The sequence below is a fragment of the Bacillus sp. FSL P2-0069 genome (assembly GCF_038593315.1).
Lineage (GTDB): Bacteria > Bacillota > Bacilli > Bacillales > Bacillaceae > Bacillus > Bacillus safensis.
The window spans coordinates 218,521-232,522 of record NZ_CP151984.1 but is presented as its reverse complement, the minus strand read 5'-3'; the positions used below and the strand labels follow the sequence as shown (position 1 = coordinate 232,522).

At 42.8% G+C, this 14,002-nt stretch carries 16 protein-coding genes and 1 riboswitch; of the genes, 5 read left to right on the top strand and 11 right to left on the bottom strand.

Annotation, left to right across the window (positions count from 1 at the left end):
* Positions 1-117 precede the first annotated feature (117 nt).
* Positions 118-318: a hypothetical protein gene (locus tag NSQ34_RS01330; protein ID WP_144496773.1), complete on the top strand. Its 201-nt coding sequence runs from the start codon at positions 118-120 to the stop codon at positions 316-318.
* Between the two features lie 35 nt (positions 319-353).
* Here NSQ34_RS01330 and NSQ34_RS01325 read toward each other — a convergent pair whose 3' ends face one another.
* Together NSQ34_RS01325 and NSQ34_RS01320 are read right to left on the bottom strand one after the other, a co-directional pair.
* Complete coding sequence (locus NSQ34_RS01325) at positions 354-1,973, bottom strand: APC family permease (RefSeq protein ID WP_340899471.1); 1,620 nt, start codon at positions 1,971-1,973, stop codon at positions 354-356.
* A 343-nt stretch (positions 1,974-2,316) separates the two neighbouring features.
* Positions 2,317-3,285, bottom strand: coding sequence for a rhodanese-related sulfurtransferase (locus tag NSQ34_RS01320; protein ID WP_039176148.1), 969 nt, complete (start codon positions 3,283-3,285; stop codon positions 2,317-2,319).
* A 197-nt stretch (positions 3,286-3,482) separates the two neighbouring features.
* Between NSQ34_RS01320 and NSQ34_RS01315 the strand changes: the two genes are divergently transcribed.
* Positions 3,483-4,565 carry an iron-containing alcohol dehydrogenase family protein gene (locus tag NSQ34_RS01315; protein WP_098677750.1) on the top strand — a complete coding sequence of 361 codons (1,083 nt, stop codon included), beginning with the start codon at positions 3,483-3,485 and terminating at the stop codon, positions 4,563-4,565.
* A 48-nt stretch (positions 4,566-4,613) separates the two neighbouring features.
* Here NSQ34_RS01315 and NSQ34_RS01310 read toward each other — a convergent pair whose 3' ends face one another.
* The 5 genes from NSQ34_RS01310 to NSQ34_RS01290 form a co-directional block, all read right to left on the bottom strand.
* Positions 4,614-5,441 carry an aldo/keto reductase gene (locus tag NSQ34_RS01310; RefSeq protein ID WP_098677699.1) on the bottom strand — a complete coding sequence of 276 codons (828 nt, stop codon included), beginning with the start codon at positions 5,439-5,441 and terminating at the stop codon, positions 4,614-4,616.
* 81 nt (positions 5,442-5,522) lie between these two features.
* Positions 5,523-5,939 (bottom strand): DUF5301 domain-containing protein, encoded by a 417-nt coding sequence (locus NSQ34_RS01305; RefSeq protein ID WP_046313670.1) that lies wholly within the window; start codon positions 5,937-5,939, stop codon positions 5,523-5,525.
* 29 nt (positions 5,940-5,968) lie between these two features.
* Complete coding sequence (locus NSQ34_RS01300) at positions 5,969-6,430, bottom strand: DUF523 domain-containing protein (RefSeq protein ID WP_081123919.1); 462 nt, start codon at positions 6,428-6,430, stop codon at positions 5,969-5,971.
* Positions 6,427-6,657, bottom strand: a complete 231-nt coding sequence (locus NSQ34_RS01295) for a hypothetical protein (protein ID WP_041115244.1) — start codon at positions 6,655-6,657, stop codon at positions 6,427-6,429. The genes NSQ34_RS01300 and NSQ34_RS01295 overlap by 4 nt, the downstream gene beginning before the upstream one ends.
* Before the next feature lie 105 nt (positions 6,658-6,762).
* The gene (locus NSQ34_RS01290) at positions 6,763-7,221 is read right to left on the bottom strand and encodes a MarR family transcriptional regulator (protein WP_034283105.1); all 459 of its coding nucleotides are present in this window, start codon (positions 7,219-7,221) and stop codon (positions 6,763-6,765) included.
* Between the two features lie 201 nt (positions 7,222-7,422).
* On the opposite strand from NSQ34_RS01290, the gene NSQ34_RS01285 reads away from it, so the two are divergent.
* Positions 7,423-8,190, top strand: coding sequence for a GNAT family N-acetyltransferase (locus tag NSQ34_RS01285; protein ID WP_176967365.1), 768 nt, complete (start codon positions 7,423-7,425; stop codon positions 8,188-8,190).
* A 59-nt stretch (positions 8,191-8,249) separates the two neighbouring features.
* On the opposite strand, the gene NSQ34_RS01280 is transcribed toward NSQ34_RS01285, so the two are convergent.
* Complete coding sequence (locus NSQ34_RS01280) at positions 8,250-9,422, bottom strand: MFS transporter (protein ID WP_041115248.1); 1,173 nt, start codon at positions 9,420-9,422, stop codon at positions 8,250-8,252.
* Between the two features lie 77 nt (positions 9,423-9,499).
* Positions 9,500-9,599, bottom strand: a riboswitch (purine riboswitch).
* Between the two features lie 387 nt (positions 9,600-9,986).
* Here NSQ34_RS01280 and proS point away from each other — a divergent pair.
* The gene (gene proS / locus NSQ34_RS01275) at positions 9,987-11,420 is read left to right on the top strand and encodes a proline--tRNA ligase (protein WP_176967366.1); all 1,434 of its coding nucleotides are present in this window, start codon (positions 9,987-9,989) and stop codon (positions 11,418-11,420) included.
* 143 nt (positions 11,421-11,563) lie between these two features.
* The gene (locus tag NSQ34_RS01270) at positions 11,564-11,740 is read left to right on the top strand and encodes a hypothetical protein (protein ID WP_164512187.1); all 177 of its coding nucleotides are present in this window, start codon (positions 11,564-11,566) and stop codon (positions 11,738-11,740) included.
* Positions 11,741-11,775: 35 nt separating this feature from the next.
* Here the strand turns inward: NSQ34_RS01270 and NSQ34_RS01265 are convergent, their stop codons facing one another.
* Genes NSQ34_RS01265 through NSQ34_RS01255 form a run of 3 tightly spaced genes read right to left on the bottom strand, consistent with a single transcriptional unit; the run spans position 11,776 to position 14,002 of the window.
* Positions 11,776-12,552: a sulfite exporter TauE/SafE family protein gene (locus NSQ34_RS01265; RefSeq protein WP_061110448.1), complete on the bottom strand. Its 777-nt coding sequence runs from the start codon at positions 12,550-12,552 to the stop codon at positions 11,776-11,778.
* A gap of 58 nt (positions 12,553-12,610) precedes the next feature.
* Entirely contained in the window at positions 12,611-12,841 is a 231-nt protein-coding gene (locus NSQ34_RS01260; protein ID WP_342501011.1) for a sulfurtransferase TusA family protein, read from the bottom strand.
* Between the two features lie 33 nt (positions 12,842-12,874).
* Positions 12,875-14,002, bottom strand: a complete 1,128-nt coding sequence (locus NSQ34_RS01255) for an MBL fold metallo-hydrolase (RefSeq protein ID WP_342501010.1) — start codon at positions 14,000-14,002, stop codon at positions 12,875-12,877.

The following is a 14,002-nucleotide window of genomic DNA, read 5'->3' as shown; positions in this document are numbered from 1 at the left end:
AATCACTTGGTGCTTTTATCTGACTTTTGCAATAGATTTCACCATGATTCTACCCTTTCATAGATGGTCTGTTCCTTCAATTGCCTGCATACAATACTCCTGAGGAGGTGACCTTCTGTGAAATCTTTTTTCTGGTCTGCATCATTTTTATTCTTGCTCATGTTTACCCTCATCATTCTAGGCATCGTGTTCTGGCTGAGTGGACAAGGCTTAGGCCAGCTTTGGAGATATGTGCTCATTTCACTTGTCACAGCGGCCGTTTTGCGCGGCGTCACCACTTGGCTGAAACGGCATGTGATGCATCATTCAGCCAAATAAAAACGGCTGCCCGGAATGTTCAGGCAGCCGTTTCTTTATTCTTTGGTTGCTGCAGCTTCTTTCTGAGAAGCACGCAGCTCATCATTGATTTTTTTCGCATCCTCTAAAAACTCTGTTTCATATCCACTTTTGAGTGCCCACATATAAAATAGCAGAGCTACCACCGTAATCAGTGCCATGTCCCAGCCATAATGAATGATGTTATAACCGCCGAATTTATCACTGCCAAGACAGGAAATCGTCATCATCACAAGCAGGTACACAACCATCCAAGCACCCGCCTTAAAGTTGCGGCCGAAGCCTTTCCACTTCGCTTTTGCTTGATAGTAAAAATAGATAGGAAGACCAATGAGAATAATGAACAGCACCTGACCTGTTAACGGCCATCTTGCCCAATACAGCGTCAATGAGGCAAAGACAAAACCGAGAGGAGCAATGATGCTAAGTCCTTTTATTCGGAGCGGTCGATATAAATCTGTCCCTGTCTTTCTCAGCGTCATGACGGTCACTGGTCCAGTCAGATAAGAAATGAGTGTAGCGACCGAGATAATTTCAGCAAGTACACCCCAGCCTCTAAATAAAAACAGAAAGATAAACGATACGGCTAAGTTAAAAAACATTGCTGGACGAGGCACGCCGTAAATAGGGTGCAGACGGCCAAGCACACTTGGCATGTATTTGTTTTTTTCCATTCCATAAATCATACGAGACGTCGTTGCGGTATACGTAATTCCTGTACCAGAAGGCGACACAAACGCATCCGCATATAAAATCAGAACAAGCCAGTTAATACCAAGCGCAATGGCAAGGTCCGCAAATGGCGAGTTGAAATTCAAATAACCCCATCCATTCACGATCATAGATGGATCAACAGCACCGATAAAGGCGACTTGTAAAAGGACATAAATCACAGTCGCAATGAAAATCGATCCGACAATGGCAATTGGAATCGACCGGCCTGGATTTTTTGCCTCACCGGCCATGTTAATCGGGCTTTGGAAGCCATTGAAAGCAAACACAATCCCAGATGTCGCAACAGCTGTCAGCACACTCGCCCAGCCATTAGGGGCAATACTTGTTCCAGAAGTAAAATTCTCACTATGAAAACCTACGAATAAGAGCGCACCAATTGTTAATCCTGGAATGACAATTTTAAACACGGTAATGAATGTATTTGCTTTTGAAAATAACCCAACTGTCCAATAATTAAGCAGAAAGTAAATCACAAGCAGCACACTGGCAACCATAAGACCTTCTGTCGTCAATACCCCTTTTGTAACCAAATGAGATGTCCACTTTGCCCACTCCCAAGGCCATGAGCTCATGTACTGGACGGAAGCAACCGCCTCCACTGGTATCACCGAGACAATGGCGATCCAGTTCGCCCAAGCTGCAATAAACCCAATAAAAGATCCGTGTGAATATTGCGTATATTTCACCATTCCGCCTGCCTCTGGAAACATCGATCCGAGTTCACTATAAGACAAAGCGATAAATAAAATCACAACCATCCCAATCAACCAGGATAAAATAGCAGCAGGGCCGGCGATTTGAGCCGCACGCCAAGCACCGAAGAGCCATCCTGAACCAATGATTGAGCCAAGACCTACCATCATTAAAGCGAAAGTTCCCATCCTACGATGCAAATGATTCATGTTCATAACACCTTTCGATTAAAATACAGAGCATGTGTCAAGCAAGCGTCTTTCTTTCAAAGCAGCTCACTTTTCATTTTACTGGCAAATATTTCTTCTAATAAACATTTACCCTTGTTCATTTTTTCGCCTGTTATATTATCTCTCAATTCTTCATTTTCTGAAATAGTCGAACATGCTTATTTCAAAAGAAAGCGCTTTTTTACCTGTTCAATCTATTAGACTGAATAACTACCTTTACCCTTATTTTGAAAAAAACAAAACAAAAAAGATAGAGGAAATGACTTCCTCTCCCTTCTAACCCACGCCATGTAAAGAAAAAAAGGATAAAGGGGGGTTCCCTCTATCCTTGTGAAATCGCTTGTTCTTTTTCAATAACAGCTAGTCTTTCTTGAACTTCTTCTTCAGATAAATTGTGCTGTTTCACATACAGGTTCCGTTCGCTTGTGCGGCATTCATGACTGCAGCTGCGCATATACTTATGCTCACTCTCTTCAGTGGCAATCATCTTACGGTTACATGCAGGGTTCGCACAGTTCACATAACGCTCGCAAGGCTCACCAGTGAAGAAATCTTTTCCGACAACCACATGCTCTGTTTGATTCACTGGTACTGTTAAGCGATTATCAAACACATAGCATTGACCGTCCCATAGCTTCCCTTGTACTTCTGGGTCTTTTCCGTAAGTGACAATTCCGCCGTCAAGCTGAGAGACATCTTCAAAGCCTTCACGCTTTAACCAGCCTGAAAACTTCTCACAGCGTACGCCGCCTGTGCAATAAGTCAGGATTTTTTTGCCTTCAAGAATCTCTTTATTGTCACGAATCCACTCAGGTAATTCACGGAATGTCTCAATATCAGGACGAACTGCCCCTCTGAAGTGACCAACATCAAACTCGTAATCATTACGCGCATCAATCACAACAGTATCAGGTGATTGCATTTGCTCGTAAAATTCAACCGGGCTAAGATGTTTCCCCGTTAATTCCAACGGATTCACATCATCCTCAAGGCTGAGGTTCACTAGTTCATTCCGATGACGGACGTGCATTTTTTTAAACGCATGACCATCTGCTTCGTCAATTTTGATCGGCATAGACGCAAAGCGCGGATCTTCTTTTAACGCTTGCATGTACTTGTCCGTTTGCTCAATAGTTCCAGAAACCGTTCCGTTCAAGCCTTCTGCTGATACGAGGATACGGCCTAACAAACCAAGCTCCTTACAGAATGCTAAATGCTCTGCTGTAAACGTCTCTGGGTCCTCAATGGGGACATATTGATAGTAAAGTAAAACGCGATATTGTTTTTCCATCTATATAAACACCTCTTAAATTTAATCAAAACATACCATTCTTTATCATACAGGAAATACATACCTAAAGGCAATGTCGGCGGCTCAATTCCATAAAACGGAAGGGCCTTTCTTCTCATATATTTGACTATTTGACAGAACTTTCTGTAAAATGAGATGATTTATGAACAATATGATGTGTAAAGGAGCAATGATCCATGATCCAGCCAGAAGATATTGTCAGAAGCGGCCCTAACCAATTTATTTCTCAAAAGGGAATCTATCATGAACTTGAATCCCTTGTTTCTCCTTTTCAGTCACCTGCTGTAGTGACAGGATATGATTCATACCAAGCTTTTTCACAATACACAAAGCTGCCGTCCGAGTGGCCTTTCATTCAGCACAAAGGATACAGTTCACCTAATGCGGTCACACAGATCGCAGAAGAGCTTAACGGGTCAGATGTGATCATCGGCATCGGGGGCGGAACGATTTTAGATACCGCAAAATCAGTTGCAGACGTTCTTCAAATCGAAGTCATCATGGTGCCAACGATTCCCGGCACATGTGCTGCGTCTACACCTCTCAGCGTCATTTATGATGACAAAGGAAACTTCATGAGAGTTGATTATCATAAACGATCCAGCTACCTCACCTTAATTGATCATACTTTTTTGCTTTCCTCTCCTCTTTCCTATCTTCAAAGCGGAATTGGTGATACGCTGGCAAAATGGTATGAAGCAGAAGCGATTATTCGTAACACAAAAGGCGCCTTGCCGCTCATGGTACATGCAGCACTAAAGCAGGCGGTATATGTTCGAGACATTCTTCTTTCTCATAGTGAAGAAGCTGTCAACAGCTTAAAAACAGGTCAGCTTTCCCAAGCATTCGCGGATGTGACAGATACGATTATTACGTTAGCAGGAACAGTCGGCGGCTATGGGGGACGCTATGGAAGAATGGCAGGAGCCCATGCCGTTCATAATGGATTGACATTTATTGAAGAAACGCATCATGTGTTACATGGACAAAAAGTAGCTTATGGCATCCTCGTCCAGCTTGCCGCAGAAAACCGAATGTCCGAGGTTGAGGAATTACTTGAACTCTACCAAACACTCGGATTACCTAGAAATATGCGCGATCTTGGTATGACAACTCAACTGGAAGAAGCGGCACTTACGGTAGCAAACCATGCGGCACGTAAAGATGAAACCTTTTGTTTGATTGGAGACTATTCTAAAGAACAGATTGTTGACGCCATTCAAATCATTGAGACCTATCACCCCCAAAAATCTGTCTAAAGATGGAAATAAAAAAGCACAGGCATCGCACCTGTGCTTTTCCTTCGATTAAAAATCAAAGTTATCTGGATCTGGACCCGTGCGCTCATCTTCATTGAGCTGATCAATGACACCCATCTCACGTGCGGACAGCTCGAAATCAAAAACTTGTGTGTTTTCGATGATTCGGCTCTTCGTCACAGATTTTGGAATGGTGATAATGCCATGCTGCAAGTCCCAGCGAAGAATCACTTGCGCTACTGACTTATCATGTTTTTTCGCGATATCCTGGAGAACAGGATGGTTTAGAAGCTTCCCGCTGCCTAATGGCGACCACGCCTCTACATGAATTCCTTTCGATTTGCAGTAGTCTTGTAAAGGCTCCTGCGTCAGCTTTGGATGCAGCTCGATTTGATTCACCATTGGCACAACTTCTGCCTCTTCCAATAAATCCTCTAAATGATGCTGATGGAAATTACACACTCCGATCGCTCGAACGCGTCCATCCTTATATAGTTTCTCTAGCGCTTTCCATGTTTCTTTATATTTGCCTTCAACTGGCCAATGAATTAAATAAAGATCTAATACATCTAATCCCAGCTTGTTCATACTTGTTTCAAAGGCTTCGAGTGTTGATTCATAGCCTTGATCATTATTCCAGACCTTTGTCGTAATGAATAGATCATCGCGCGAGATACCTGATTGCTGAATGGCTTTGCCTACCCCTTCTTCATTTTGATAGGCGGCTGCTGTATCAATGCTGCGGTAGCCCGCTTCAAGAGCGTCTTTGACGGCATTTACAGCCTCATCCCCATCTTTTACCTGCCATACACCAAAGCCTAGCTTCGGCATTTTTACTCCGTTTGCTAATGTGACTGTATCTGTTAATCCACTCATCAAACAAACCTCCGCTTCCTTTTTACTTACCAAGCACTATACCCGAATTTTCGATTGATCATGCATGACATTCTGGCTGAGCTATTTGATATATTTTCCTATATCAACTTGATTGGTGTCAACGATTTGATATTCGCTGGTTTGATCTTTTGTTTTAGAAAAATCATATGTTTCTAAAAATGTTTGATCGTAAAAAGTCAGACCATATGTTTCCTTCTCATTCTCATACACTCTGATCCAATAAGACTCTTTTGAAGTTTTTTTAGTTTCATTCGTTTTCTTTAATTTCATACCCGAAAATTCCTTGAGTAACTTTTGAATATCCGCTTTCTTTTCCACCATAACACGCTCATTATCATGCTCAATTTGAATCGAAGTCACCTTGTTTTGATCAATTGAGGCCACATCATCAAAAGAGTATGTTTTTGCATTGATTAGAAAATAAATACCAATTCCTAATAAAATAATGACGACTAAACCAATCATCCACTTTTTCAACCTAACTCCTCCTTCTATTCACACCACACTTATAAAAACAGTGAAGTCCAATCATCCTCCTCAGAAAATACCTGAATTCCGTGCTGTTTAAGCAAGGCGGATGTCACTCCATCTCCAGCTTTTGTCCCCCCGTTAAAATCTCCGCGATAAATCATCCGGCTGCCGCAGGAGGGGCTGTACTCTTTTAACACAACCGCCGTCGCTTTCAAAGACTGAACCTGTTCCAGCGCGGCCTTCGCACCTTTTACATACATCTCCGTGACATCATTTCCATGTACATCAATCACGGAGGCGAGGCCCTGTAATACATCATGTCCGTCTCCGCCAATGATTTCCGCGGGAGGTCTTGGCGTGGAAAGGCCGCCAAGCAGCTCAGGACAAACTGTGACTGCCTTTCCCTCCTCAACAAGCTCCTCAATTCGCTGATCTAATCGATGGCTGCCATTATAACGAACCTTCAATCCAGCAAGACAAGCACTGACGACAATCATGTATGTTCCTCACTTTTTTTGCTGACTTTAAAATAAATACATACAGGCAAGAAACATATCGTATTCACCAAAAAGGGCAGAGCACAATACAAAGCAGCAGCCCAAATCGGTTCTCCAGCTCCTGCAATACCAAAAAAATAAACAAATAATAGCACGCTGACAAACAATCCCACAAATGGCATGATGAATACGTATTTTTTATAATTTTCTATCATTTCTTTCTCCAATGAGCTCCCTCCCTTTCATCATGGCTTCAAACAACATCAATATATGTTAATTTTACCATAAAAAACCGAAACCATCTCCTTTTTACGATGGTTTCGGTTTTTTATCTATATCTTTTCTTTCCAAGCTTTTAAGAAGCGTTCAATTACTTGTAATTCATCCTCATGAAACTGCTGAAGAAATTCTAAATAGGACGTGACTGCTTTTTCATGCAGCTCATCATGAAGCGCTGCCAATTGCTTGCCTTCCTCTGTCAAAGAATAATAGACAGATTTCTTATCACCCTGCCGGTGGCAATAGTCCACCATGCCTTTTTCAATTAGTTTTTTCACAGCCTTTGTAATAGCTGGCTTTGATAGTTTTAGTTGTTGAGATAGAAATGTATTGTTTGATTCGTTTGGATTGGCTTGAATCATCGATAAAATGTGAAGCTGTGTGAGTGTCCATTCTTGTTTGAGTGTATCAGTCGTGGTAATCAGTGGATCTGTTGGATCATTCCGTCTCTTTTCCCTATGCATAATCAGATCTTGAATCGCTTTTAATACAATCTGCTCTTTTGTTTCCATCTGAACCTCCACTCTTAACTGGTTAATAAAATGGTACTAATAATGAAGAAAGGAGTCAAAAGAAATGTGGTTGTTAGTAAAATAATAGGTCATCAGACCTTAAAATTGTATATGTACTTTTATACTAGATTCCCCTCATCCTGTCACATGCTATAATCATGGGGATGTCATCCAAATTATCATAATGAAAAGGTGAGCTAAATGAAACCTGAACAACTAATGGCCATTCGCCAATTAGAAGAAAAGATACATCTGTTTTCCTCTGCTGTGAACGGAACCTTCCTTGCATCGGACGATTTCGTTCTATCCAATACTCAAATATCGACTGACACGTTCAATTTGCTCTTACCGACATCAGCTCAAATTCAAGATCCGAAAAAGGTGAAAGCTGCCATTGAACACATGCGGTCACAGAAACTCATCTTCAGCACATGGGTCGATCACCGTTTACTCCATCCTGATTGGGCTGATTTATTAAAGGAATATCACCTTCAAGAGGTCGAACGCAATACCATCATGATGCTTGAGCATACAGGTGACATTGATCCAGTCACATCCTCATCACTTACAATCAAGGAAGTACTTGATGAGCAGACACTATTTGATTACACACATATCTTTATTGAACTATTCAAAGGATCGACTGAGGCCGCCGCCTTAGAAGATTATTTCCAGCGTTTTTCGATTAAAAAATTACACTCAAAAGCTCGCATGTTCGTGGGATATGAACACCATAAGCCGGTCACAACAGGCTTATTATTCGAGACAAACGACAGCTACGGTATTTATGATGTCATAACAAGGGCAGAACACCGCGGCAAAGGACTTGGCAGTGACATGTTTCATTACCTTTTGACCAAGACAGAGAATAAACAAAAATGTGTCATCTTACAAGCATCAGCAGACGGCAAAAATATTTATCAACGTGCCGGCTTCCAACCAATCGGTGAAATGGCCGTCTTTGAATAGAAAGGTACTTTTCTTGTGAATTTGAAATGAACATAAAAAAGCTGCCTAAAGATAGGCAGCTATTCAGCATGATGCTGACGATCCATATAAAGCGGCGGTCTCTTCAGCGAAATCACCGCACAGCTAAAGGCAATCAGTACAAACACAGCACCGAATTTAGCCAGATCAACAGATGAACCGGTCATCGTAAACATGACTCCGCCAACCGCTGATCCAATCGAAATGCCGATTTGCAAGGCAGATGTATTTAAGCTCTGCTGAATATCAGACGTGACAGGATCTGTTTGAATCAAATAACTCTGCAAAGCAGGCGTCAGTGCCCAGCTGAGCGCTCCCCAAAGGACAACCATGACCATAAAGAGCGCGAACACCCCCGCTGTATAAGGAAGGATAAACATGACGATCGCAAACGCCATAGTCACAAGCAAAATGGCTTTTCCTGAACCCAGTTTGTCACTGAGCCAGCCGCCAAACCCATTCCCGCCTATAGACGCAAGTCCGAAGATCAAATAACAAATACTAATCCAAAACGGGGTCATATGCAGAACTTCCATCAGAAATGGAGTGAAATAAGAATAAAGCATATAATGGCCTGCAAGCATAAACAAACTGATCAAGTGTGCACTAAAAATTTTCGGATGCCCTAAAGAACGAATCTGTTCTCTAAGAGGCGTCACTTTTTCAACAGGCATTTTTTCCAATAGAAAATAGATCAGCACCATCGATATGGCAGAAAGAATACTGATTCCTAAAAACATCACTCTCCAGCCAAAGCTCTCTGTAATAAAAATACCGATCGGTACACCGAGAACAAGTGAGGAGCTAATACCAATAAAAATCAGCCCTAATGCTTTCGCACGATGTGCTGGTTCCACCAATTTGGCAGTGATCGTCAAAGACAACACCACCACAAGCGCTGTACTCATCGCAATCAACACCCTAGATATCATGACAAGGGCAAAGGTCGAACTAAAATAAGTGAACACATTTCCTATTGTAAACACCAATAACGCGATTAAGTAAAGGCGCTTTCGTTCGATTTTGGCTGTCGCAGTCAGCAGCACGGGTGCTGAAATGGCATACACAATCGCAAATACCGTAATGAGCTGTCCGGCTGTTGCAAGAGACACATTCAAATCCTCTGCAAGACTTGGCAGAATGCCACCAACCACAAGCTCAACTAATCCAACCGCAAAAGTAGAAACGGCTAATAAATATACTCTCCAGTTCATGTCTAACATCCCTTCTGTATATCATCGCTTTCACTTTTGATACAGGGTGCAGACAAACAAAAAAACCCTGATTACAAAAAAGGAAAGCGCGCTTTTGTAATCAGGATTTATCGGATCCTGGTAGAAACCCTCAAACCATATTATTGAGGTTATACAAGTCTATTTTTTTCTTCACATATATTAGCACAGCCTTACATAACTCGCAAGCTGTAAAAATAGAAAAATACTGCCATTCCGTTACCTAAACAAAAGGCGCTGTAAAAGGAATCAGAACAGCTTGCTTTCTCCCCCATTTACAGGTAAACTGATGAAAAATCAACGAACAAGGATCAACGTAGATCTGGAATAGTAGCTTGAATCGATCTTTAACAGAGAGGGAACGGTGCTGAGAAGTTCCTACTGACATCTTCAAGTGAACCTGCCGATTTAGTTCTGTTTCATACAGCGGTTCATACCGTTATCATGATTGAGTGTAAAGCTGTGCTTTAAATTAGGGTGGTACCACCAGGAATGGTCCCTAACTTAAAGTACAGCTTTTTTGTTTTAAAAAAGGAGGAACCTGCAATGTCAAAAAAACAATTTGTTGAGAAAATTACAAGCATGGAAGACGACTTTGCCCAGTGGTATACAGATGTTGTCACAAAGGCGCGGCTCGTCGATTATTCAAGCGTAAGAGGCAGTATGATCATTCAGCCGTACGGCTTTAAAATCTGGGAGAATATTCGCGACGAACTTGACCGCCAGATTAAAGAAACGGGTCATGAGAATGTCTATATGCCTCTCTTTATCCCAGAGAGCCTGCTGCAGCAGGAAAAAGATCATATCGAAGGCTTTGCTCCTGAAGTGGCGTGGGTCACACATGGCGGTGAATCCGAATTACAAGAAAGGCTCTGCGTCAGACCAACCTCTGAAGTGCTGTTCGCTGAGCATTACAAAAACATTATTCATTCCTACCGCGATTTACCAAAGCTATATAACCAATGGGCCAATGTCGTCCGATGGGAAAAAACAACACGTCCCTTCCTTAGAACCCTTGAATTCCTATGGCAGGAGGGACACACGTGCCATGAGACTGAGCAAGAAGCAATTGAAGAAACAGAAAGAATGCTTCACACTTACGCTTCTCTTTGCGAAGATCTCCTTGCCATTCCTGTCATTAAAGGGAGAAAAACAGAGAAGGAAAAATTCGCCGGCGCTCGCTTCACCTATACGGTTGAAAGCTTGATGCATGACGGAAAAGCGCTTCAAACGGCCACTTCTCATTTCTTCGGGAACGGATTTGCCAAAGCATTTGGCATCGAATTCTTAAACCGTGAAGGAAAACTAGAGCATGTCCAGCAAACCTCTTGGGGTTTCACAACAAGAATTATCGGCGCTATGATCATGGTGCATGGCGATGACAGAGGGCTCGTCCTCCCGCCAAATATTGCGCCAACCCAAGTGCGTATCGTGCCAATCGCTTCTCATAAAGAAGGGGTACTGGATCATGCCTACGAATTGAAGGATCGCCTCGCCCGCATCGCACGTGCTGACATCGATGCAAGCGATAAACAGCCAGGCTGGAAATTCAACGAATGTGAAATGCAGGGTATTCCGCTACGTGTAGAAGTAGGACCAAAGGACATCGAAAAAGGACAAGTAATGCTCGCACGACGAGACACTGGTGAAAAGCAAGCTGTCACGTTAGATGCACTTGAACAAACCATCACAGCAACGCTTGAAGACATCCAGCGGACGATGTACGAAAAAGCGAAAGAACGATTACATGAAAAGACATCACACGCCCACACAATCGAAGATATCGAGCAAATTCTTGCGGCAGAAAACCGATTGATTAAAGCCATGTGGTGCGGTGATGAAGCCTGTGAAAACGACATTAAAGAAAGAACAGGTGCGACCTCACGCTGTATTCCATTCGAACAGGAAACCATTTCTGACACATGTGTCTGCTGCGGAAAACCTGCATCTGATATGGTGTTCTGGGCGAAAGCCTATTAAGAATATAAACAATAAGAAGCATCTCTCATGATGCTTCTTTTTTTGTTAAAAAGACCCAAACACCCATTGACCTCACCTGCACGATCCCCTATAATTCTTATTAATATAATCGGTTTTTAAGACTTTAACTGGAGTGGTGATATATGAAACGCTGGCCCTCATTCTTTGCCGAACGCTGCCCTAAATGTAGAACAGCATTAGAAGTCTCAAAGTCCAATGCCCTGCAAGGCAAAGTCGTGAAAACATGTCCCAACCTTCATTATCAAAAAGAGTATCACCCCGCACTAGAAACGTATATCGAGCACGATGACGTCAAATAAAAAAGACCAACATGTTTGCTCTGTTGGTCTTTTCTTTATAAAATATCCAGCCAAATTTTGACCGCTATCGCTGTAATCATTACAGCAAGTGCCCATTGCAAGTAGACGGCGTTGATTTTCTGACCGACCTTCGCACCAATCGGAGCTGCCACCAAACTTGCCGCCATCAGCACAATCGCAGGAAGAAGCATGACCTGACCCGTCAATACCTTTCCAGTCGATGCGCCTATCGCAGAAAGAAACGTAATCGCAAGTGACGATGCAATCGTCATCCGTACAGGAATTTTTAAAATAGACAGCATCACAGGCACTAAAATAAATGCGCCGCCTGCACCTAATACCCCGGAAACACTGCCAATCACAAAGGCAATAGCTGATGCCAGCCCTTTATGAAAAGTAACTTCTCCCTCTGCGTCTGCACGCTGTCCTTTTTTCGGAATCAACATGAGAATAACCGCCACAATGGCGAGTAATCCATAGATAAGGTTCATTCCTTTTTCCGGCATAAAATGTGATACATAACTGCCTAATAAGCTGCCCGCCAATATACTGCTTCCCATATATAAAATCAGCGAGCGATGTAAAAATCCGCTTTTCCGATAAGCGAGTACACCACCCAGCGTCGAAAAAAGCACTTGAATGGCGCCAATCCCTGATACCTCGTGTGCTGATAGTGCCATCACACCAAAAAGAGGCGGGATATAAAGCAGCATGGGATAGTTGATCACAGATCCCCCAATCCCCACCATTCCTGATAAGAAGGAACCAATACATCCGATGATAAAAAGTGTAATCAATAACGCAAAATCCACGCTGGTCTCCTCCTTTGCAAAAGGAAAAGGGGATCTTCAGCAGATACCCCTACATCCTTTAGGACCCTTTTCTCACCCAGAACTTCAGCACGTGACCTTCTTCTGTCTGCGCGATCAATTCATGTCCGCTTGACTTCGCCCATGCGGCCAAGTCAGCTTTAGCCCCTTTATCTGTTGCATGTATTTCTAAAACTTGACCTTTCGCCAAGTCGTTCATTTTTTTCTTCGTTCGAATAATCGGCATTGGGCATGCAAGCCCTGTTACGTCTAATAGTTGATCAGATGTCATTTGATCGTTCCTCTTTTCTTATTTTATTGGACATTACCGAATCGCACAACGGTTTGGACCAATTTCCATTTCCCGCTGCTCTTCATCGTCTGGAGTCAATTTCCCCATATTGGTATACCGGATGTCTTGATAGGCATTTGGCTGTGCAGGAAGATTCTTCGTGACCATTTGTCTAAATGCATCTTCGTCTTTAATGTTCAGTCCATGATTTTCTTCAAATAGAACGCCAAGTTCCTTCCAAACGCTTCCGTCTTCATTCACTTCTTCCATGATCATGAAATGCGCAGGTAAAACAATTAATTCTTTCGAAAGCGCCATATATCGGTCATAAAGTGTTTCTCTCAAATCACCTACCCAGTCCTCCGCCAGTCCAGCGAGATCAGGTCTTCCGATGGAATCAACGAACAAAATATCACCTGAAAGAAGAAATTGATTGTCTACGATAAAAGATGTTGAGCCGATCGTATGTCCCGGGGAATAAATGGGTTGAATGTCGATGGAAGCTGTTCCAATCGTTATCCGCTGTCCTTCTTCAAGATGTTTGTACTCAAAGGTTACCTCTTCTGCATCTTTTGGTGGCAGCCAGTAAGCAGCTCCTGTCTGATCAGCTAGTTTTTTCCCACCAGAAATATGGTCCGCATGAAGGTGAGTATCCAGCACATGCGCCACCGAAACATCATGCTTTTTCGCAAAATCGATATAGACCTCCGTCATTCGAGCAGCATCCACAACCGCAGCTTCTCCATTGGACATGATCATATAGGACAGACACCCTTTGCCCATCCGTACAAATTGATACAGCTCTCCACCGCCGCTTAAATCACCAATCTTCACTGGCTCGACATGCTCACTCCATGCCTTCATACCACCTTGTAAATAACTGACCGTTCTGCCCGCCTCTGACAGCATCTCCGCCACCATAATAGAGGAGCCCTCTTTGGCACACACAACGAGCACTTCTCGGTCTGTTGGTACTTTCTCGACCATATCCTCTACGCCATCAAGAAGCTCAAAGTAAGGCACATTGATATAATCAACGGCTTTTCCTTCAATCTTCCAGTCCTGTACATCTGATTCGTTTCGTACATCTAACAAAAAGATGGGCTCTTTGTTGATAATCTTTTTTGTTAACTGTTCTGCTGTCATTTCTTTTACAGACAT